Source organism: Pseudomonas sp. NY15437, assembly GCF_048068435.1.
GTDB lineage: Bacteria > Pseudomonadota > Gammaproteobacteria > Pseudomonadales > Pseudomonadaceae > Pseudomonas > Pseudomonas nitroreducens_B.
Genome location: NZ_JBLUQC010000008.1, coordinates 298,297 through 319,301, shown reverse-complemented (window position 1 = coordinate 319,301; position 21,005 = coordinate 298,297). Strand labels below are relative to the sequence as shown.

General features: G+C 68.1%; 18 protein-coding genes. 9 read left to right on the top strand and 9 right to left on the bottom strand.

Features of this window, described 5'->3' with window-relative positions; translation table 11 throughout:
* Positions 1-232 precede the first annotated feature (232 nt).
* The 7 genes from ACNFIA_RS19855 (at position 233) to ACNFIA_RS19825 (ending at position 9,656) form a co-directional block, all read left to right on the top strand.
* Positions 233-3,709, top strand: a complete 3,477-nt coding sequence (locus ACNFIA_RS19855; RefSeq protein WP_416787988.1) for a response regulator — start codon at positions 233-235, stop codon at positions 3,707-3,709.
* Position 3,710: 1 nt separating this feature from the next.
* Positions 3,711-4,529 (top strand): CheR family methyltransferase, encoded by an 819-nt coding sequence (locus ACNFIA_RS19850; RefSeq protein ID WP_259754698.1) that lies wholly within the window; start codon positions 3,711-3,713, stop codon positions 4,527-4,529.
* A complete protein-coding gene (locus tag ACNFIA_RS19845) occupies positions 4,526-5,113 on the top strand; it encodes a chemotaxis protein CheB (protein ID WP_416787983.1) in 588 nt (195 codons plus the stop codon). The genes ACNFIA_RS19850 and ACNFIA_RS19845 overlap by 4 nt, the downstream gene beginning before the upstream one ends.
* Positions 5,103-6,287, top strand: a complete 1,185-nt coding sequence (locus ACNFIA_RS19840; RefSeq protein WP_259754701.1) for a hybrid sensor histidine kinase/response regulator — start codon at positions 5,103-5,105, stop codon at positions 6,285-6,287. The genes ACNFIA_RS19845 and ACNFIA_RS19840 overlap by 11 nt, the downstream gene beginning before the upstream one ends.
* A gap of 167 nt (positions 6,288-6,454) precedes the next feature.
* A complete protein-coding gene (locus ACNFIA_RS19835) occupies positions 6,455-7,360 on the top strand; it encodes a LysR substrate-binding domain-containing protein (protein ID WP_416787981.1) in 906 nt (301 codons plus the stop codon).
* A gap of 120 nt (positions 7,361-7,480) precedes the next feature.
* Positions 7,481-8,680, top strand: coding sequence for an MFS transporter (locus ACNFIA_RS19830; protein WP_416787979.1), 1,200 nt, complete (start codon positions 7,481-7,483; stop codon positions 8,678-8,680).
* A gap of 73 nt (positions 8,681-8,753) precedes the next feature.
* Positions 8,754-9,656 (top strand): LysR family transcriptional regulator, encoded by a 903-nt coding sequence (locus ACNFIA_RS19825; RefSeq protein WP_416787977.1) that lies wholly within the window; start codon positions 8,754-8,756, stop codon positions 9,654-9,656.
* Here ACNFIA_RS19825 and ACNFIA_RS19820 read toward each other — a convergent pair.
* The 3 genes from ACNFIA_RS19820 to ACNFIA_RS19810 form a co-directional block, all read right to left on the bottom strand.
* Positions 9,650-11,137 carry a DHA2 family efflux MFS transporter permease subunit gene (locus ACNFIA_RS19820; protein ID WP_259759665.1) on the bottom strand — a complete coding sequence of 496 codons (1,488 nt, stop codon included), beginning with the start codon at positions 11,135-11,137 and terminating at the stop codon, positions 9,650-9,652. The two genes, ACNFIA_RS19825 and ACNFIA_RS19820, sit on opposite strands and share 7 nt — an antisense overlap.
* Before the next feature lie 86 nt (positions 11,138-11,223).
* Positions 11,224-12,351: an efflux RND transporter periplasmic adaptor subunit gene (locus ACNFIA_RS19815; protein ID WP_416787974.1), complete on the bottom strand. Its 1,128-nt coding sequence runs from the start codon at positions 12,349-12,351 to the stop codon at positions 11,224-11,226.
* 11 nt (positions 12,352-12,362) lie between these two features.
* Positions 12,363-12,863 carry a winged helix-turn-helix transcriptional regulator gene (locus tag ACNFIA_RS19810; protein ID WP_416787972.1) on the bottom strand — a complete coding sequence of 167 codons (501 nt, stop codon included), beginning with the start codon at positions 12,861-12,863 and terminating at the stop codon, positions 12,363-12,365.
* A gap of 626 nt (positions 12,864-13,489) precedes the next feature.
* Between ACNFIA_RS19810 and ACNFIA_RS19805 the strand changes: the two genes are divergently transcribed.
* Positions 13,490-14,830 (top strand): OprD family porin, encoded by a 1,341-nt coding sequence (locus ACNFIA_RS19805; RefSeq protein WP_259755264.1) that lies wholly within the window; start codon positions 13,490-13,492, stop codon positions 14,828-14,830.
* 33 nt (positions 14,831-14,863) lie between these two features.
* Here ACNFIA_RS19805 and ACNFIA_RS19800 read toward each other — a convergent pair whose 3' ends face one another.
* Positions 14,864-15,634, bottom strand: coding sequence for an alpha/beta fold hydrolase (locus ACNFIA_RS19800; RefSeq protein ID WP_259755262.1), 771 nt, complete (start codon positions 15,632-15,634; stop codon positions 14,864-14,866).
* Positions 15,635-15,977: 343 nt separating this feature from the next.
* On the opposite strand from ACNFIA_RS19800, the gene ACNFIA_RS19795 reads away from it, so the two are divergent.
* The gene (locus ACNFIA_RS19795) at positions 15,978-16,625 is read left to right on the top strand and encodes an alpha/beta hydrolase (protein WP_416787968.1); all 648 of its coding nucleotides are present in this window, start codon (positions 15,978-15,980) and stop codon (positions 16,623-16,625) included.
* Here ACNFIA_RS19795 and ACNFIA_RS19790 read toward each other — a convergent pair.
* From ACNFIA_RS19790 to ACNFIA_RS19770, 5 genes are all read right to left on the bottom strand, one after another.
* Complete coding sequence (locus ACNFIA_RS19790) at positions 16,618-16,911, bottom strand: gamma-butyrobetaine hydroxylase-like domain-containing protein (protein WP_259755259.1); 294 nt, start codon at positions 16,909-16,911, stop codon at positions 16,618-16,620. The genes ACNFIA_RS19795 and ACNFIA_RS19790 overlap by 8 nt on opposite strands.
* On the bottom strand, positions 16,908-17,879 hold the full coding sequence (locus tag ACNFIA_RS19785) for a HEAT repeat domain-containing protein (RefSeq protein ID WP_416787963.1): 972 nt from the start codon (positions 17,877-17,879) through the stop codon (positions 16,908-16,910). The genes ACNFIA_RS19790 and ACNFIA_RS19785 overlap by 4 nt, the downstream gene beginning before the upstream one ends.
* Positions 17,876-18,724: an ABC transporter ATP-binding protein gene (locus ACNFIA_RS19780; protein ID WP_259755256.1), complete on the bottom strand. Its 849-nt coding sequence runs from the start codon at positions 18,722-18,724 to the stop codon at positions 17,876-17,878. The genes ACNFIA_RS19785 and ACNFIA_RS19780 overlap by 4 nt, the downstream gene beginning before the upstream one ends.
* Positions 18,721-19,509 carry an ABC transporter permease gene (locus tag ACNFIA_RS19775; RefSeq protein ID WP_416787959.1) on the bottom strand — a complete coding sequence of 263 codons (789 nt, stop codon included), beginning with the start codon at positions 19,507-19,509 and terminating at the stop codon, positions 18,721-18,723. Before ACNFIA_RS19775 ends, ACNFIA_RS19780 begins: the two co-directional genes overlap by 4 nt.
* A 63-nt stretch (positions 19,510-19,572) precedes the next feature.
* Positions 19,573-20,979 (bottom strand): ABC transporter substrate-binding protein, encoded by a 1,407-nt coding sequence (locus tag ACNFIA_RS19770; protein WP_416787956.1) that lies wholly within the window; start codon positions 20,977-20,979, stop codon positions 19,573-19,575.
* Positions 20,980-21,005 lie beyond the last annotated feature (26 nt).

Genomic DNA, 21,005 nt, shown 5'->3' with positions numbered 1-21,005 from the left:
GGCGAGGGAAAATTCCACTTCTTTCAGCCGGCCCGGCAAATAGTTCGAACCACCCGGCGGTGTGCGGGTCAACTCGCCAACTCAGGTGTAGCCTACAACGCTTCGCGTTATTATCCCTGCAGTTTTAAGAACGTTCGTACAATAACTTCAAATACTTACCTGGCCTCCGTCGTAATCTCCGTCATACCGGTTGTTCGCACCCAGGGAAGAAAGTCCATCAGGGAACCCGCAGATGAACCAGAAAGCCATCGCCGACGAAAGCGCCTTCCGCCGCATCCTCGCGCGCAACATGGCGCTGCCGCTGGGTATCTGCCTGCTCGGCGCCGTGCTGTTCATCGGCCTGATCCTGTACATGCTCAACGTGCTGGGCTGGGTCGAGCACACCGACCGGGTGATCTCCAGCGCCAACGAGATGCAGCGCCTGAGCGTGGACCAGGAGAGCGGCCTGCGCGGCTATTTGATCACCGGCGATCCGCGCTTCCTCGAGCCGCTGGAACAGGCGCGGCCGCGGATCAATGCCGGGCTCAAGAGCCTGGCCGAACTGGTCGTGGACAACCCGCCGCAGGTCGAGCGCCTGGGCCGCCTGACCGCGATGCAGGACGAATGGATGACCTTCGCCCAGCAGATGATCGAGCAGCGCCGCCAGGGGCAGGACACCTCCGACGCGATCAAGGCCGGGCGCGGCAAGAGCATGATGGACGCGATCCGCGCGCAGTACGCCTCGCTGATCAACACCGAGCAGCATTTGCGCCACGACCGCAACCAGTTCGCCTCGAACCTCTCCACCGGCGTCGTCATCCTCTACCTGGTATTCAGCATCGTGGTGGGCGCGTTGCTGGCGTATTTCGGTCGCCGGCAGTTGCTCGGCCTGTCCGAGTCCTACGCCGAATCCCTGCGCCGCCAGGTACGCCATAACGAACACCTGGAGCGCCAGGCCTGGCTGCAGGACGGCCAGACCCGGCTCGGCGAGCAACTGATCGGCCAGCCGTCGATGGCCGCCCTGGGGCGCAGCCTGATGGACTTCCTCGGCGATTTCGTCGGCTCGCCGGTGGGCGCGCTGTATGTCCGCGACGACCGGGGCGGCCTGCGTCTGTCCGGCACCTTTGGCTTTACCGTCGAGGCGCCGGGTGACAGCCATTTCGCCCCCGACGAGAGCCTGATCGCCCAGGCCGCCCGCCAGCGCAAGCTGCGCGTGGTCGACGGCCTGCCGCCGGATTACCTGAAGGTCAACTCGGCGCTGGGCAATGGCCAGCCGGTGAGCGTGGCGCTGCTGCCGCTGCTCAACGAGGGCGGGGTGGTCGGTGTGCTGGAGCTGGGCTTCCTGCGCCCGCTTCAGGAGCGCGACCAGGCCTTCCTGCAGAACGTCGCCGAGACACTCGGCAGCGCCATCGCCTCGGCCCAGCATCGCCAGCGCCTGCAGGACCTGCTGGCGGAAACCCAGCAGCTCAACGAAGAGCTGCAGGTGCAGCAGGAAGAGCTGAAGACCGCCAACGAGGAACTGGAGGAACAGTCCCGCGTGCTCAAGGAATCCCAGGCTCACCTGGAAGCCCAGCAGGCGGAGCTGGAACAGACCAACGAGCGCCTCGCCGAGCAGGCCCAGGAGCTGGCCGCGCAGCGCGACGACCTCGACGGAAAGAACACCGAGCTGAACCAGGCCCGCCTGGAACTCCAGGGCCGCGCCGACGAGCTGCAGCGCGCCAGCCGCTACAAGTCCGAGTTCCTCGCCAACATGTCCCACGAGCTGCGCACGCCGCTCAACAGCTCGCTGATCCTCGCGCGCCTGCTGGCGGACAACGAGCACGGCAACCTGGACGACGAGCAGGTGAAGTTCGCCGAGTCGATCTATTCCGCCGGCAACGACCTGCTCAACCTGATCAACGACATCCTCGACATCTCCAAGGTCGAGGCCGGCAAGCTGGACGTGCGTCCGGAAAACGCCAGCGTGCGGCGCCTGGTGGAGGCGGTGGAAGGGCTGTTCCGCCCGCAGGCCGACGACAAGGGCCTGAGCTTCGTGGTCAGCGTCGCCGACGATGCGCCCGGCATGCTCTACAGCGACCGCCAGCGGGTCGAGCAGATCCTCAAGAACCTGCTGTCCAATGCCTTCAAGTTCACCGACGCCGGTGAGGTGTCCCTGCACGTGAGCACCGCGCCCGAGGGCCTGCGCTTCGACGTGCGCGACAGCGGCATCGGCATCGCGCAGGACCAGTTGCAGCGCATCTTCGAGGCCTTCCAGCAGGCCGACGGCGCCACCAATCGCCGCTACGGCGGCACCGGCCTGGGGCTGTCCATTTCCCGCGACCTCGCGCACCTGCTGGGCGGCAACATCATCGTCAGCAGCGAGCCCGGCAAGGGCAGCGTGTTCAGCCTGCTGCTGCCGGTCAACTACCAGGCGCCGGCCAGCGACGACGCGGTCAGCACGCCGGCGCCGATCGTCGCCCCGCAACCCGCGCCGGTCGCCACGCCGACGGTGCAGGCCCCGGCCGCGGCGAGCTTCGCCGACGACCGCGACCAGCTCAACATCGGCCAGCGCTGCGTGCTGGTGGTGGAGGACGAGCCCAAGTTCGCCCGCATCCTCTACGACCTGGCCCATGAACTGGGCTACCGCTGCCTGGTGGCGATGGGCGCCGAGGAAGGCCTGCGCCTGGCCGACGAACACGGCCCCGATGCCATCCTGCTGGACATGCACCTGCCCGACGAATCCGGCCTGGCCGTGCTGCAGCGCCTGAAGGCCAACCCGCGCACGCGCCACGTGCCGGTGCACGTGGTCTCGGTGGAAGACCGCAGCGAAGCGGCGCTGCACCTGGGCGCCATCGGCTATGCGCTCAAGCCCACCAGCCGCGAGCAGCTGCGCGAGGTGTTCGGCAAGCTGGAGGCCAAGCTGACCCAGGAGGTCAAGCGCATCCTGCTGGTGGAGGACGACCCGCTGCAACGCGACAGCGTCTCGCGCCTGATCGGCGACGACGACATCGAGATCACCGCGGTGGAGCAGGGCGAGCAGGCCCTGGAACTGCTGCGCCAGAACATCTACGACTGCATGATCATCGACCTCAAGCTGCCGGACATGCAGGGCAACGAACTGCTGCGGCGCATGGGCGAGGAGGACATCTGCTCCTTCCCGCCGGTGATCGTCTACACCGGGCGCAACCTGACCCGCGACGAGGAAGCCGAGCTGCTCAAGTACTCGCGCTCGATCATCATCAAGGGCGCGCGGTCGCCGGAACGGCTGCTGGACGAGGTGACCCTGTTCCTGCACAAGGTCGAGTCGCAGCTCTCCAGCGAGCGCCAGCGCATGCTGCGCACCTCGCGCAACCGCGACCGCGCCTTCGAGGACCGGCGCATCCTGCTGGTGGACGACGACGTGCGCAACATCTTCGCCCTCACCAGCGCCCTGGAGCACAAGGGCGCCCGCATGGAAGTGGCGCGCAACGGCCGCGAAGCCATCGAGAAGCTCGCCGAGGTCGGCGACATCGACCTGGTGCTGATGGACGTGATGATGCCGGAAATGGACGGCTACGAAGCGACCCGGCTGATCCGCCAGGACCCGCGCTGGAAGAAACTGCCCATACTTGCGGTGACTGCCAAGGCGATGAAGGACGACCACGAGTTGTGCCTGCGCGCCGGCGCCAACGACTACCTGGCCAAGCCCATCGACCTGGACCGCCTGTTCTCGCTGATCCGGGTCTGGCTGCCGAAGCTGGAGCGCATCTGACATGCCTGATCGCAGCCAGGACATCGAGCTGCGCCTCCTCATCGAGGCGATCTACCTCAAGTACAGCTACGACTTCCGCGACTACTCCGGCACCTCGCTCAAGCGCCGCGTGCTGCACGCCACCAACCTGTTCGAGTGCCGCAGCATCTCGGCGCTGCAGGAGCGCATCCTGCACGACCCGCACGCCTTCCACGAGCTGCTGCAGTACCTCACCATCTCGGTGAGCGAGATGTTCCGCGACCCCAGCTACTTCCTCGCGCTGCGCCAGGAAGTGGTGCCGGTGCTGCGCACCTACCCGTCGCTGCGCCTGTGGGTGGCCGGCTGCAGCACCGGCGAGGAAGTGCATTCGCTGGCCATCCTGCTGCACGAGGAGGGCCTGCTGGAGCGCACGCTGATCTACGCCACCGACATCAACCCGCGCTCGCTGGAGCAGGCCCAGCGCGGCATCTACGCGGTGGACGACCTGGCCCAGGCCAGCGCGAACTACCGCGCCGCCGGCGGCCACGGCTCGCTCTCGGACTACTACACCGCCGCCTACGACGGCGCGCTGTTCGACAAGATGCTGCGCGCCAACGTGACCTTTGCCGACCACAGCCTGGCCACCGACAGCGTGTTCTCCGAGACGCACCTGATCTCCTGCCGCAACGTGCTGATCTACTTCAATCGCCCGCTGCAGAACCGCGCCATCGGCCTGTTCCACGACTCGCTGTGCCACCGCGGCTTCCTCGGCCTGGGCAGCAAGGAAAGCCTGGAATTCACCGATTTCGCCTCCGAGTTCGAGGTGGTCAACCGCCGCGAACGGGTGTTTCGCAAGCGATGAACGCCCAGCGGGATGTGCAGGCCGTGGTCATCGGCGCCTCCGCGGGCGGCGTGGACGCGCTGTTCAGGTTGTTCGGCGGGCTCCCGGCCGACTTCGCGTTGCCGCTGGTGGCCGTGCTGCACCTGCCGGAAAGCCACGACAGCCAGTTGGTGGACCTGTTCGCCCGGCGCCTGTCGATTCCCGTGGCGGAAGCGCGCGACAAGGCGCCGCTGGAGCCGGGCACGCTGTATTTCGCCGCTGCCGGCTACCACCTGTCCATCGAGCAGGACCGCACCTTCGCCCTGAGCCGCGAGGCGCCGCGGAATTTCTCCCGGCCGTCGATCGACATCCTCTTCGACTCGGCGGCCGATGCGTACCGTGACACGCTCGCCGGCATCCTCCTCACCGGCGCCAACCAGGACGGCGCGCAGGGCCTGGCGCACATCCAGCGCGAGGGTGGGCTCTCCATCGTCCAGGACCCGGCCGAAGCCGCCGTGGCCACCATGCCGGAGGCGGCCATCGCATTGCACGCCCCGGACTACATTCTTTCCTTGCGCGAAATCCACGCGCTCCTGACCCGAATGGGCACCCGACATGCTGCGTAACCAGGGAAGCAAACTGCTGATCGTCGACGACCTGCCGGAGAATCTCCTGGCGCTGGAGGCGCTGATCAAGGGCGAGGGACGCGAAGTGTTCAAGGCCTCGTCGGCGGACGAGGCGCTCTCGCTGCTGCTGGAGCACGAATTCGCCCTGGCGCTGCTCGACGTGCAGATGCCGGGCATGGACGGCTTCGCCCTGGCCGAACTGATGCGCGGCACCGAGCGCACCAAGAACATTCCCATCGTCTTCGTCACCGCCGCCGGCCGCGAGCTGAACTACGCCTTCAAGGGCTACGAGAGCGGCGCCGTGGACTTCCTCTACAAGCCGCTGGACAACCACGCGGTGCGCAGCAAGGTGAACGTCTTCGTCGACCTCTACCGCCAGCGCAAGGTGCTCGCGCGGCAGCTCGAAGCCCTGGAGCAGGCGCACCACGAACAGGACGCGTTGCTCGCCGAGCTGCGCGAAACCCAGGTGGAACTGCAGCGCGCTGTCAAGATGCGCGACGACTTCATGTCCATCGTCTCCCACGAACTGCGCACGCCGCTCAACGGCCTGATGCTCGATACCCAGCTGCGCCGCCTCTACCTGGCCAAGGGCAAGCTGGAGCACTTCGCGCCGGAGCGCCTGGGTGCGCTGTTCGAGCGCGACGAGCGCCAGCTCGCCGGGCTGAACCGGCTGATCGAGGACATGCTCGACGTCTCGCGCATCCGCACCGGCAAGCTGTCGATCCGCCCGGAGCCGGCCAACCTCGCCGACATCGCCCGCCGCGTCATGGGGAATTTCGCCGTGCAGGCCCAGGCCGCCGGCTGCGACCTGAGCCTGAACGCACCGCAGGTGGTGGAGGGCGTCTGGGATGCCTATCGCCTGGAGCAGGTGCTCAGCAACCTGCTCAGCAACGCCCTGCGCTACGGCCCCGGCCAGCCGGTGGAGGTGACGGTCGCGGTGCACGAGGGCCAGGCGCAGCTCTGCGTGCGCGACCATGGCGAGGGCGTCAGCGCCGAAGAGCAGCAGCGCATCTTCCAGCAGTTCGAACGCGGCGCCGGCGCGGCCCGCGTCGCCGGGCTGGGGCTGGGGTTGTTCATTTCCGAACAGATCGTCCAGGCCCACGGCGGCCGCATCGAGCTGCGCAGCGAACCGGGGCAGGGCGCGGAGTTCTGCGTCCGCCTGCCGCTGGACTGACCGGGGCGCCTGCCCGCCGCGACGGGCCGTGCCCGTGATCGGCGGCAGGGCCGGCGTTGTGCGGGTTCGCGAGCAAGCTCGCTCCTGCAGGCCGGCGTCGGCGCTTTCGTGGGGCGCAATGCGGTAAGCTGCGCCGATTTCCCAGCGTCCCAGGCGGAGAACGATCCATGGAAGACCTCAACACCCTCTACTACTTCACCCAGGTGGTGGAGCAGGGTGGTTTTGCCGCGGCCGGTCGTGCGCTGGACATTCCCAAGTCCAAGCTCAGCCGGCGCATCGCGCAGCTGGAGGAGCGCCTGGGCGTGCGACTGTTGCACCGCACCAGCCGGCATTGTTCGTTGACCGAGATCGGCCAGGAGTACTACCAGCGTTGCGTCGCCATGCGCATCGAGGCCGAAGGGGCGTCCGAGGTGATCGAGCGCAACCGCAGCGAGCCGCGCGGACTGGTGCGGCTGGCCTGCCCGACGACGCTGCTCAACTCCTGGGTCGGGCCGATGCTCACCCGCTACATGCTCAAGTACCCGCTGGTGGAGTTGTTCATCGAGAGCACCAACCGCCGCGTCGACCTGCTCCACGAGGGCTTCGACATCGCCCTGCGGGTGCGCTTCCCGCCGCTGGAGAACACCGACATGGTGATGAAGGTGCTGGGCAACAGTACCCAGTGCCTGGTGGGCCGCCCGGACTTCCTCGAGCGCATGGCCGGCGACAGTTCGCCCATGGGCTTTGGCCAGTTGCCCAGCCTGCACTGGGGCGGCATGCAGCGCGACTACCAGTGGGAGCTGTTCAACGAGGAGGGCGAGCGCCTGCTGATCTCGCACAAGCCGCGCATGGTGACCGATGACCTGCTGGCCCTGCGCAACGCCGTGATCGCCGGCGTCGGCATCGCCCACGTGCCGCGCGTGGCGGTGCGCGAAGACCTCGCCGCCGGCACGCTGGTGGAGCTGCTGCCGGGCTGGTGGCCCAAGTGCGGCATCGTCCACGCGATCTTCCCGTCGCGCCGTGGCCTGCTGCCTTCGGTGCGCACGCTGATCGATTTCCTCGCCGAGGAATTCAGCAACAGCGACATGGCCTGAAACACCGCGCCGGCGGGCAGCGTTGCGTGGTGCGCACCGCTGTTTTGCCGGCCCGGCGGATTCTGCGCGGCAGGCGGCCGGCATAGGCTTGCCTCACTGTTTTTCTCGCAAGGAATGGTCATGAACTCCGCTTCGACGTCCCTCCCGGCTGACCACGCACAGCCCACCCTGTCCTCGGCGATGGTGGCGCTGCTCGCCTTCTGCTGTGGCGCCGTGGTCGCCAACCTCTACTACGCCCAACCCATCGTCGAGCTGATCGCGCCGGCGATCGGCCTGTCCACCCGGCACGCCAGCCTGATCGTCTCGCTGACCCAGTTCGGCTACGCCATCGGCCTGCTGTTCCTGGTGCCGCTGGCGGACCTGCTGGAGAACCGCAAGCTGGTGATCGGCTTCACCCTGGCCGTGGCGCTGTGCCTGGCCGGTGCGGGCCTGGCGGATTCGCCGTCGGTGCTGCTGGCCTGTGCGCTGCTGATCGGCCTGACCTCGGTGGCGGTGCAGATCCTCGTGCCGTTGGCCGCGCACCTGGCGCCCGAAGAAGCCCGTGGCCGGGTGGTGGGCAACATCATGGGCGGCCTGCTGCTGGGCATCCTGCTGTCGCGGCCGGTGTCGAGCCTGTTGGCTGAAGTCTTCGGATGGCGCGGGGTGTTCTTCGCCGCGTCGGTGCTGATGCTGGTGATCACCCTGGTGATGGCGGTGGCGCTGCCGCGCCGCGTGCCGGCGCACAGCGCTACTTATCCGCAACTGATCGGCTCGGTGTTCGCCCTGGCGCGGCGCTACGCCGTGCTGCGTGAGCGCGCGCTCTACCAGGGCCTGCTGTTCGCCGCGTTCAGCGCCTTCTGGACCATCGCGCCCATCGAGTTGATTCGCCACCACGGCTTCAGCCAGACCCAGGTCGCGCTGTTCGCCCTGGTCGGTGCCGTGGGCGCTGTGGCCGCGCCCATCGCCGGACGCCTGGCGGACGCCGGGCACACCGGCAGGGGCACCCTGGTGGCGCTGCTGCTGGCGCCGTTCGCCCTGTTGCTCGGGGCGCTGCCCGGCGCGGGGTTCTTCTGGCTGGTGGTGTGTGCGGTGCTGCTGGATTTCGCCGTGCAGATGAACATGGTGCTGGGCCAGCGCGAGGTGTACGCCCTCGACCCGCACAGCCGCGCACGCCTGAACGCGGTGTACATGACCAGCATCTTCGTCGGCGGCGCGCTCGGCTCGCTGCTCGCCAGCCCGCTCTACGAAGCCATCAGCTGGACGCCGTTCGCCATCGGCGCCGCGGTGATCCCGGCCATCGCCACTCTGCTGTTCCTGCTGCGCGGCGACAGCCACGCCTGAGAGCACAGGCGTGCAAGGCGGGCGCGTGGGTGATTGGGTACACTCCGGGGTTTTCCGCTCCCGGAGTTGCGCCATGGACAAACTGCAGGCCCTGACGATGTTCGTCGGGACCGTCCGCTGCGGCGGCTACTCGGCGGCGGCGCGCAAGCTGGGCGTGGCGACGTCCTCGGTGACCCGCCAGGTGGCGGCCCTGGAAGCGGAGCTGGGCGCCACGCTGCTCAACCGCACCACCCGCCACAGCAGCCCGACCCTGGCCGGGCAGGCGTACTACGACAAGGCCGTGGCGATCCTCGAAGCGCTGGTGGAGGCCGATGGCCTGGTCAGCGACCGAGGCCTCGAGGCGAAAGGCCGATTGCGGGTCAGCGTGCCGGTGGAGTTCGGCCGCCGGGTCATCGCCCCGCACCTGGGGCGCCTGCTGGCGCAGTACCCGGAGCTGGAAATCAGCCTGTCGCTGAGCGACCAGATCACCGACCTGCCGAAACAGCAGATCGACCTCTCCGTGCGGCTGGGTTCGAGCCTCACCAGCGACGACATCATCAGTCGTCCCATCGGCCACTTCCAGCGCTGGCTGGTGGCGAGCCCTGACTACCTGCGACGCGCCGGCACACCGGAACATCCGCTGCAGTTGATGGAGTACCAGTGCCTGCGCTTCGACTACGGCGGCACGCACCTGACCTGGACCTGCACCGACGGCCAGGACACCTGGCCGCTCAACGTGCAGGGACGCCTGCAGAGCAACAACGCCGACGTGCTGCGCGAGACCGCCCTGGCCGGCGGTGGCATTGCGCTGCTGTCGGACTGGCTGGTGGCCGAGGACGTCCGCGCCGGGCGCCTGGTGCGCCTGCTCGCCGGATACGACGCCTATCCCGGCACCACGTCCGGCATCATCAACGTGCTGTACCCGCCGAGCCTGCGCGAGTCCAGCCGCATCCGCGTGTTCGTGGCCTTCCTCGAGGCGCTGATGGCGGCTCAGTGACTGTCTGCGCTGGGCTGGGTGGGCGGGGCGATCCTGCGCATTAGCGGCACCAGCAGCAGGGTCACCGCGAAACAGGCGCCCACCAGCAGGAAGGCATCGGCGAAGGTCAGCGTCTGCGCCTCGCGCCAGGTCAGGTCCCACACGTGTTTCAGCGCTTGTTGCGAGGGTTCGCCGTTGAGCCCCAGGGACGGCGCCAGCCACTGGTTGAGGGCTTCGTTGCCGCTGTTCAGGTGCTCGGCCAGGCGCAGGAAGTGCAGGTTGGCGCGGTCGTTGAGCACCGTGGCGCAGGCGGCGATGCCGATGGCGCCGCCCAGGTTGCGCATCAGGTTGAACAGCCCGGACGCCAGCTTCAGGCGCTCCGGCGGCAGCGAGCCCAACGCCAGCGTCACCGTGGGCGCCACGCAGAACTGTTGCGCCATGCCGCGCAGGGCCTGCGGGAACATCAGCTGGGCCGCGCCCCAGTCGTGGGTCAGCGGCGCGAATTCATACATCGACAGGGTAAACATCACCATCCCCAGCAGCAGGATCCAGCGCAGGTCGACGCGCCGGGCGAGGGCGGCGTACAGCGGGATGCTCATGATCTGGAAGATGCCCGTGGAGAAGATCGCCAAACCGATGTCCAGCGCGCCGTAGCCGCGCACGCGGCCGAGGAACAGCGGGGTCAGGTAGATGGTGGCGAAGATGCCGATGCCGGTGACGAAGCTGAACAGGCAGCCGAGGGCGAAGTTGCGTTCCTTCAGGGCGCGCAGGTCGACGATGGGGTGCGCGGCGGTCAGGCTGCGGTAGATGAAGGCGACGCCGCACAGGCCGGAAATCCAGGCGGTGGCGACGATGGTGTCGTCGCTGAACCAGTTCCAGCGCGGGCCTTCCTCCAGGGTGTATTCCAGGCAACCGAGGAACAGCGCCATCAGCACGATGGCGGGATAGTCGGCGCCCTTGAGCAGGGACAGGTCGGGCTTGTCGATGCGCACCATGATCGGCACCACGATGGCGACGAACAGGCCGGGCACCAGGTTGATGTAGAACAGCCAGGGCCAGGAGGAAATATCGGTGATCCAGCCGCCCACCACCGGCCCCAGAGTCGGCGCGAGGGAAGCGATGGCGCCGATGGTGGCGGCGACGATCACCCGCTGCTTGCCGTCGAAGTACATGAAGCCGGTGGTGAACACCATGGGGATCATCGAGCCGCCGAGGAAGCCCTGCAGCGCGCGGAAGGCGATCATGCTCTGGATGTTCCAGGCCATGGCGCAGAGCAGGCTGGTGAGGGTGAAGCCCAGCGCCGAGGCGGCGAACAGCCAGCGCGTGGAAAGCACCTTGGACAGCCAGCCGGAGAGCGGAATGACGATGATCTCGGCGATCAGGTAGCTGGTCTGCACCCAGGCGAGTTCGTCGGCGCCGGCCGATAGCCCGCCGCCGATGTCGCGCAGCGACGCGGAGACGATCTGGATGTCCAGCAGGGCGATGAACATGCCCAGGCACATGCAGGCGAAGGACACCACCTTGCGGCCGGTGGACAGGCTCGCCACCGGTACCACCTCGCTGCTCCAGAAGGTGCTGCGGGCGAGGCTCACGGCCGCGTGCTCTGGGCGACGCGCTGATCGGCGTCGCCGTGCTCATGGGCGCGGGTGTCCACTTCCACCAGCACGGAGAGGCCCGGGCGCAGGTCGCCCAGGCGACCGTCGGCATCGTCCAGGTGCACGCGCACCGGCACGCGCTGGACGATCTTGGTGAAGTTGCCGGTGGCGTTTTCCGGCGGGAGGATGCTGAACTGCGCGCCGGTGGCGGGCGCGAGGCTGTCCAGGTGGCCGTGGAAGACCTTGCCGGGGAGGATGTCGGCCTCGATGGTGACCGCCTGGCCGGGCAGCATGCGCGCCAGTTGGTCTTCCTTGAAGTTGGCGTCGACCCACAGGCCCTGGGCGGGGACCACGGCGAGCAACTGGGTGCCGGCGGCGACGTAGCTGCCGACCCGCGCGCGGCGGTTGCCGATGTAGCCGTCCACCGGCGCGCGCAGCTCGGTGTAGCTGAGGTCCAGGCGCGCCAGGTCGCGGGCGGCGACGGCCTGCTCCAGGGCGGCCTGAACCTGCTGGCGCTGGCTGTGGATCACGTCCAGCTGGCGGCGCGCGGCGAGGAGGCTGGCGTGGGCCTTGTCGCTGTTGGCGTGGGCGGACTTGAAGCTGGCGTCGGCGCGCTGCGCGGCTTCCACCGACACCGCGTTGGTGCGCACCAGGGTGGCGTAGCGGCGCTGGTCGTCACGGGTGCGCACTTCCTCGGCGGCGGCGGCGTCGATTTCCGCCTGGCTCTGGCGGATCAGCGCGTCCTGCAGCGAGGCCTGGGCATCGACGTTGCCCAGCGCCGCTTCCTCGGCATGCACGGCGCCTTCGGCCTTGGCCAGGGCGGCACGGTAGTCGCGGTCGTCGATGCGGGCGAGCAGGTCGCCGGCGCGCACCCGCTGGTTGTCGCTCACCTTCAACTCGGCGATGTAGCCGGCCACGCGCGGGCTGATGACGGTGACATCGCCGCCGACGTAGGCATCGTCGGTCTTTTCCAGGAAGCGTCCGTCGAGCCACCAGTGCCCGGCATAGGCGCCCGCGCCCAGGATGGCGGCGGTGGCGACGGCGAGCTTGAGGGCCTTGCGGGACCGGGGTTTGGCCGTGTCGACGGCTGGCGTGGCGGGGAGGGTGACGGGCTGGTTCATGGCGGCCTCGCTCAGGCGTGATCGGCGTGGGGAATGGTCTGGGGAGTGGCGTGCGGGAACACCGGGACGAGTCGCTCGCCCTCGCGGCGGTGGATCTGGTGCTGCGGGCCGATGGGCTCGCCGCTGTCGGCGTCCACCAGGGCGATGCGCACCGGGCGCCCGCTGCGGGTGTCCACCAGTTCGGCGGCGCTGGCCATGCCGGCGTGGCGCTTGCCCCACTGCAGCAGGGTCAGCAGCACCGGGCGCAGGTCGCGGCCGCGGTCGGTCAGCAGGTACTCGAAGCGCGGCGGGTGGTCGCTGTAGGGGTGGCGCTGCAGCAAGCCGCTGTCCACCAGGGCACGCAGGCGGCGGGTCAGTACGTTGCTGGCAATGCCCAATCGTGCGAGGAACTGGTCGAAGCGGGTGGAGCCGTAGAAGGCCTCGCGCAGGATCAGCACGTTCCAGCTGTCGCCGATCAGGTCCAGCGCCTGGGCCACGGGGCAGGGCAGGTGTTCGAAGCTCGATCTGCGCATGGCTGCATCTCTTTGAATTAAGGTCGTCATCTAACCAGGCCGCCGTTCCATGGGCCTGGCAGGGCGACAGGCAAGGGCGTCGGTAAAAGATTATGGTTGTAATCTAATCGGGTCGCTTGCTTTGCGCAAGTGACTCATCGAGAGGGGGAAAGCGCAGCGGATGAACGGTGCGCGAGCAGCACGTTCCGGCGTACGCGCAAGTTGCCCGATCCTGCAGAAGTTGCCCGACGAAGTTAGCGGAAAGTTGTGAGGAAAGAGTAATTCCAGGCACGTTGGAATTGCCGGGAATATCGCCTGGAACGGTTGTTCCAGAACTTTCTCGCAGCCAAAAAAAAGGCCGCCTGGGGAGGCGGCCAAACCAAAGGATGATGAAGTGGAGCAATCCTCCGGACGCTCTGGAGCGGGCATCCGGGACTCATGTTCTTCATCGGGGCGCAAGCTTAATGGTGCGGGCGATAAATGCTGAATCATTCGTTTCGATATCGACTATCGACGAGGCTGGTTTGAGGCAAAGGCACCGGATTGTTATCTCTTCGCACGCTCTGCCAATGGTGGGGAAACATAAGAAAGTTGTTCAGCATTCACTCGATAGACCTGCCAAGACAAGACCAACAAAGGGGTAGCAGATGTCCGCGTTCCGTCTTTCCGTGCTCGGTGCCTGTGTCAGTGCATCGCTCGCCGGCATTCCGTATCAACTGGCCCACGCGGCCGCCGTTTCCGACCAGTCCGAAGCCACCGGCTTCATCGAAGGCAGCACCGCGTCGCTGTTGCTGCGCAACTACTACTACAACAGCGACCGCAAGTCCGGTGACCGCGACCGCAAGGACTGGACCCAGGGTTTCACGCTGAACTACAGCTCCGGCTTCACCCAGGGCACGGTCGGCTTCGGCGTCGAGGCCTTCGGCAACTGGGGCGTGCGCCTGGATGGCGGCGCCGGCACCTCCGGCACCGGCAACCTGCCGGTGCGCGAGAATGACTCACCGGAAAGCGAATACGGCCGCGCTGGCGGCGCCGTGAAGCTGCGCGTGTCGAAAACCGAACTGCGCTGGGGCGACCTGCAGCCCACCGCGCCGGTATTCGCCGCCGGCGGCACGCGCCTGTTCCCGCAGACCGCCACCGGCTTCAACGTGCTCAGCAGCGAGATCGCCGGGCTGGACCTGGACGGCGGCCACTTCACCGGCGGCAATGGCCCGGTGACCACCAACGGCGACCATGGCATCTGGGCGTCCTACGCCAACGTCGAGGCCAGCAGCATCGACTACGTGGGCGGCAAGTACGCGATCAACGACGCGCTGAACGTCTCGCTGTACGCCTCCAAGCTGGAGGATGTGTGGCGTCAGTACTACGGCAACGCCAACTACACCCTGCCGCTGGCCGATGACCAGTCGCTGAACATCGACTTCAACATCTACCGCACCAACGACGACGGCAGCGCCAAGGCCGGCGACATCAACAACACCACCTGGTCCGCCGCCGCCGCGTACAGCTTCCTCACGGCGCATACCGTGACGCTGGCCTACCAGAAGGTGCATGGCGACACGCCATTCGACTACGTGGCCTTCGGCGTCAACGGCCCCGGCGATACTGCCGATTCGATCTTCCTCGCCAACTCCATCCAGTACTCGGACTTCAACGGCCCGGAAGAGAAGTCCTGGCAACTGCGCTACGACCTGGCGATGGCCAGCTACGGCATCCCCGGCCTGAGCTTCATGGCCCGCTACGTCAACGGCCACGGCATAGACGGCAGCAAGATGGCCGCCGACAGCCAGTACCGCGGCTATGGCTACGGCGAGGACGGCAAGCACCACGAGACCAACCTGGAGGCGAAGTACGTGGTGCAATCCGGGCCGGCGAAGGACCTGTCGCTGCGCCTGCGCGAGGCGATCCACCGCGGCAATGCCGACCAGGTGGAAGGCGACGTCAACGAGTTGCGCCTGATCGTCGACTACCCGCTGTCGATTCTCTGAGGGACGCGGCGCCCCGGAAACGGGGCGCTGTTGCTAGTAGACGAAGTGGGAAATCGCCCGCGCCAGGCCGTCGGGGTTGTCGTAGGCCATCATGTGCCCGCTCTGCGCGACGATCTCGACCCGGCAGCCGGCCTGGTGGTATTGGCGGATGTCGTTGAGCGGGGCGTTGTCGGACAGGATCACGGCCTTCTTCACGATGGGCACCTCGCGCAGTCCATCGATCCAGTTGCCGTTGTCCTGATCGGCCAGCGCCGCGGCCGCCCACTGGTAGATGGCCTGGGGCGAGCACAGTTGCAGCGGGCCCAGCCAGGCTTCATGGCCGCCGTCGAGCTTGAGCATTTCCAGCAGCAGGGCGAAGCCGGAGTTGACGAACTCGCGCTCGCTCATCGCCGTGATGGATTCGAGCAGTCCGACGCCATAGGCGTCGAGGCCGGGTTGGCAGAGGATCAGGTTGTTCACCCGCTCGTGCAGGGCGGCGGCCAGCTTGAGCGCGATGAAGGCGCCGGCGCTGTGGCCGAACAGGCTGAAGCGATTGATCGGCGTGCTGCGGATCCAGCGTTCCAGGGTCTGCGCCTGGGCGGTGGTGCCGTAGAGGTTGGCGTCGGGTTTGTCGCTGAAGCCGGCGCCTGGGAGGTCCACCAGCCAGGAGCGGCGCCTGCTGTAGGCATCGGAGGCGACGACGCGGGGGTAGTCACTGCTCGATGCGCAGCCCAGGCCGTGGATGAAGATCAGCGGTGACGCTCCGTAACAGACATCTTGCCAACGCAACAAGTCCTTCTGTTCGTCAAACGGGTAGGTATTCATTGCGCACTCCAGTCGGGGTTGCGAGACCCAGAGGCTTGCGGAAGACGCACTACACGGCTGTCAGCCGTTTCGTACGCATCACCACGGAAGTGGCGGTGCGATCAGGTTAATGGTCTGACAGAGCTGTGGAAGGCAAGATCCGGCGAGGTTGAAGCCGGTCAAATTTTTCGCTTCTTTTGTTGTAGGAAATATCTGTTTGTCTGTTGCTCGTTTCGCGCTTCCGACAAAAGGGCGAACGACGGCCGCGCGCTGCTGTCTGTGCGGGCGCCTGAAAGCCCGATGCTGCCTCGCCGCACGCCGTGCCCCTACAATGCCGGTCCCACCCCGCCAACCAGGACGCCCCATGCCCGAAGCAGAACTGCGCAGTACGCAACTGATCGATGGCCCGGCCGGCCAGCTGCAATTGCTGATCGACCGACCCGGCGTGCCGGTGCAGGGCATCGCGTTGATCAGCCATCCGCAGCCGCTGCTCGGCGGCAGCCCCCGGCACCGCGTGCCGCTGACGCTGTCGCGCGCGCTCTGTGGCGCCGGCTGGCTGACCGTGCGGCCGAGCTTCCGTGGCGTAGACGGCAGCGAAGGCGAGTACGCCGACGGTATCGGCGAGGCGCAGGACATGCTCGCGGTGGTGGCGCACCTGCGCGGCGAATATCCGCACCTGCCACTGGCGCTGGTGGGCTTCTCCTTCGGTGCCTATGTGTTCGCCCGCATGGCCGGCGCGGTGTCGCCCCCGGCGGACGCCCTGGTGCTGATGGGTTTGCCGGTCGGCACCGTCCCCGGCGGCCGCGACTACGCGGCGCAGGATGTCCCGGGCGACTGCCTGCTCCTGCATGGCGAGGCGGACGAGATGGCGCCACTGGCGAACCTGCTGGACTGGGCGCGGCCGACGCAGCGCGAGGTGGTGCTCTACGCCGGCGCCGACCACTTCTTCAAGGGCTGCCTGGAGCGCGCCGTCGAACGCGTGCTCGAACACCTGTCCCGCGCGATCAGGTGAGCGCGGGTTGCCCCAGTTCGCGAAGGTACGCCCAGGGGTAGATGCCGCGGTCGTGGCCGTCGTCGAACACCAGTTGCACGCCGTAGCCCTGCAGGTTGAGTTGCTGCAGGACGACGCCGGCCGAGACCAGCTCGATGCGCCCGTGCAGGCGCGCGGCCCGGCACTGCGAGCAGGGGCAGGCGCCGCGCAGGCGGGCGAAGCCGATGCACTGTTCGACGCCGTCGTCCCAGCGGATGCGCAGTTCGCCGTCGGCGCTGGAGCGGTGCAGGGCGACCGGCGTGTTCATGCCGACTGCCCCAGTTGGGCCAGGGCGATGCGCACGGCCTTGCGCACCTCCGGGTCGCCGTCGTGCTCGGCGTGGCGCAGGGCGTCGATGGCATCGCCGCTGCCCAACTCGCCCAGGGCCAGCGCGGCTTCCTTGCGCAGGTTGCTGATGCCGTGGCCGAGCACGCCCTTCAGGCCTTCCAGCGCCGGCAGGTAGCGCAGCTTGCCCAGCGAGCGGGCGGCGCGCAGGCGTACTTGCCAGAAGTCGTCCTCCAGCGCCTTGACCAGCGCGTCGCCGGCCTCCGGCAGGGCCAGTTTGCCGAGGGTGCCGGCGGCTTCCTCGCGCACTTGCCAGGCCGGGTCGGCCAGTGCCGCCTGCAGGGCCGGCAGCACGCTGGCATCGATGGCCAGGCCGAGGGCGCCGGCCGCCGCGCGGCGCACTTCCGCGTCCGGGTCGTCGCGGGTGAGGCGTGCCAGGTGCGGCAGCGCGTCGGTGCGCTTGAGCCAGCCGAGAATGCCCACGGCCTCGCGACGCACGCCGGCGTCGCTGTCGGCCAACGCGTTCAGGGCCGGTTCGGCGGCATCTTCCAGGCGCAGTTCGCGCAGGGCACGCAGGGCGCTGCGGCGGACGAAGATGTCGGCATGGGTCGCCCACGGCAGTAGGCGCACGCCAGCGTCGGCGGTCTTCAGCTCGCTCAGGCTCTGCGCGGCGGCTTCGCGCACGTCTTCGTCGCTGTCGGCCAGGGCCTGGCAGAGGGCGTCCACCACCTCGGGCTCTTCCCAGGCTTCCAGCAGCCGCGCGGCCTCGGCGCGGACGCTGGCGGCGGCGTCATGGTTCAGCGCATGGGCGAGCCAGGGCAGGCCGTCGGGCTCTTCCAGGTCGGCCAGCTCGATCAGGGCGATGCGGCGCACGCCGGCGTCGGCGTTCTGCAGGCGCGGCTGCAGGTCGAGGATATCGGGGTTGTCGGTGCTGAGGTCAAAGGCTGTCATATGGCGAATCGCGGTATCCGTTGTTGGGTGGGCAGGCCCAGTGGCGTCAGGCGTGGCAGCTGGCGGCCGTCTTCGTGGCGCAGCAGTTCCAGGCAGTGGCGCTTGAGCCGGGAGAATTCAGGCGTGGTGAGCAGGTCGGCGTGGCGCGGGCGCGGGAAGTCGAGGCGGATGTCTTCGAGGATGCGTCCGGGGCGCGGGCTCATCACCAGGATGCGGTCGGCGAGGAACAGCGCCTCGTCGATGTCGTGGGTGATGAACAGCACACTGGTGCGCAGGCGCGTCCAGATGTCCAGCAGCAGCTCCTGCATCATCATTCGCGTCTGCGCATCGAGGGCGCCGAAGGGTTCGTCCATCAGCAGCAGGCGCGGCTGGTTGATCAGCACGCGGGCGATCTCCACGCGCTGCTGCATGCCGCCGGAGAGCTGCGATGGCCAGCGCTGGGCGAAGCCGTTCAGGCCCACCAGCTGGAGCATGTCATCCGCCTGGCGATGGCGCTCGGCGCGGGGCACGCCGCGCATCTTCAGGCCGAAGGCGACGTTGTCGCGCACCCGCCGCCAGGGCAGTAGGGTGTGGTGCTGGAACACCATGCCGCGCTCCGGCGAGGGGCCGGCGACGCTGGCGCCGTCGACTTCCAGCGTGCCGCCGCTGGGCGCCAGGTGCCCGGCCAGCGCGCCGAGCAGGGTGGACTTGCCGCAGCCGGAGGGGCCGAGCACGCAGACGAACTCGCCGGGCTCGATGGAAAAACTCAGGGATTGCACGGCCTCGAAGGCGTCGCGGCCGCTGCCCAGGTGGATCGACAGGCCGTCGACGCGCACGCGCCCCGGTGCGCTGGCGGGCAGGGTCATGGCTTGCCTCCGGCCTGGCGCTGCCAGGGTGTGACCAGGGCGCCGAGCTGGCGCACCAGCAGGCTGCTGGCCATGCCGAGCACGCCGATCAACAGCATGCCGACGACGATGTCGGGGTAGTTCTGCAAGGTGTAGGACTCCCAGGTGTAGTAGCCGATGCCCCATTGCCCGGAGATCATCTCGGCGGTCACCAGGCAGAACCACGAGGTGCCCATGCCGATGGCAAGCCCGGTGACGATGCTCGGCGCGGCGCCCGGCAGCACTACTTCGCGCAGCAGCGCCAGGCGGCTTGCGCCGAGGCTGCGGGCGGAGGCGAGCAGGCGCGGGTCGACCGCCTCGACGCCGTGGATGGTGTTGAGCAGGATGGGGAACAGCGCGCCGGTGAAGGTGATGAAGATCATCGACAGCTCCGAGCTGGGGAACATCAGGATCGCCAGCGGAATCCACGCCACCGCCGGGATCGGCCGCAGCACTTCCAACGGCGGCAGCAGGCTGTCGCGCGCCCAGCGGCCACGGCCGATCACCAGCCCGAGTAGGATGCCGGCGAAGGCCGCCAGCAGGTAGCCGGCGAGCACCCGCAGCAGGCTGCTGCCCAGGTGGCGGCCGAGCTTGCTCGATTGCGCGAGGTTCCAGGCGGCGTCCAGCACGTCACGCGGGCCGGGCACGTTGGCGAAGGTGACCACGCCGAGGTTGACGTGGCGCGCGCTGAGCACCTGCCAGAGCGCGAGGCAGGCCAGCAGCGAGGCCAGGCGCAGGCTCCAGCGGGTGAGGGTGGTGCTGTTCATCGGCTTGTCTCCGCAGCCCCGGCGCGTGGCCGCCGGGGCTGTTGTTCAGGGTTGGCTGCCGGTTCAGCGGCTGGCTACGGCCTGCTGGCTGGCGGCGGCGAAGTCGGCGACTTCTCCGCCATGCTGGCGGGCGAAGGCGTCGGCCTGTTCGCGCAGCAGGAAGGCATCCAGCGCGCCGTCCTTGCCGCGGACGAACCAGGCCTGCCCGGCGAGCAGCTTGATGCCGCTGTCGCTGGCCTGGGCGTACACCGCGCGGACCTCCTTGCCCTGTTGCTTGAGTTCGGCGAGCTGGCCCAGCGCTTCCTTGGCGGACGCATAGCTGCGCACCTTCGCCTCGCCACGCACCCAGATCTGCGCGACCTTGCGGGTGTCGGTGATCGGCTGGTGGGTCAGTGCGTCGTTGCCCAGCAGCGGTTGCTGGGCGTAGTTCTTCAGCGCCTGCTCATAGTCGGCACCGGAGGCCTTGAAGGCGGCGCGGATGTAGCGGTCGTCGACGAACTGCTCGACGTTCAACCCGCGGTCGGCCTTCTTCAGCAGCTTCAGGGTGTCGATGGCGGTGGCCACGGCCTGGCGGTATTCCGGCTTCCAGGTCAGGTCGCGGGTCTGCAGGCCGAGCGGGCCGTGGAACAGGTAGTTCACCTCGGCGGGAATGCCGGCGACCTTCTCGATCAGCTCGCTGTATTTCTCCGGCTCCTTCGCCAGCAGCTGGTTGGCTTCAAAGGTGGCGCGCAGGTAGGCCTCGACGATTTCCGGGTACTTCTGCGCGTAGTCCGCTTCCACCAGCGCGCCGTGGAAGGTCGGCGCCTTGGCCTGGGAGCCGTCGTAGATCTTGCGGGCGATGCCGCGGCTTTCGAACAGCTCGGCGAAGGGCACGAAGTCGGCGTGGGCGGCGATCTTGTTGGCCTGCAGGGCGGAGCCGGCGACCTCCGGCGGCTGCGCGATGATGGTGACGTCCTTCTCCGGGTCCCAGCCTTGCGCGGCGATGGCGCGCAGCAGCAGGCCGTGGGCGGTGGAGGCGAAGGGTACGGAAATGGTCTGGCCCTTGAGCTCGGCCAGCGACTGCACCGTGGACGCGGCTGGGACGACGATGCCGTTGCCGCTGCCTTCGATGCTGCCCGAGAGCACGCTGATGAACAGGCTGCGCTTGCCGGCGGCCTCGTGAGCGACGCCGTTGAGCGAGCCGGGGAAGTCGGCCATGGCGCCGAAGTCGAGCTTGCCGGCGAGCATCTCGTTGGTCAGCGGCGCGCCACTGGTGAAGTTCTTCCACTGCACGTCGTACTGCGCGTCCTTGTACTGGCCGTCGTGGGGCAGGTACTTGTCGAGCAGGCCGAGTTCGCGGATCAACAGGCCGCCGGCGGCGCAGTTGATGGTGGTGTCCTGGGTGCCGATGGCGACGCGAATCGTCTCTGCCTGGGCGGTGATGCTGGCGACGGCCAGCGCGAGGCCGGCCAGGGTGGTGCGCAAGGTCATGGGTGTTCCCCTCGAATCATCAGTGT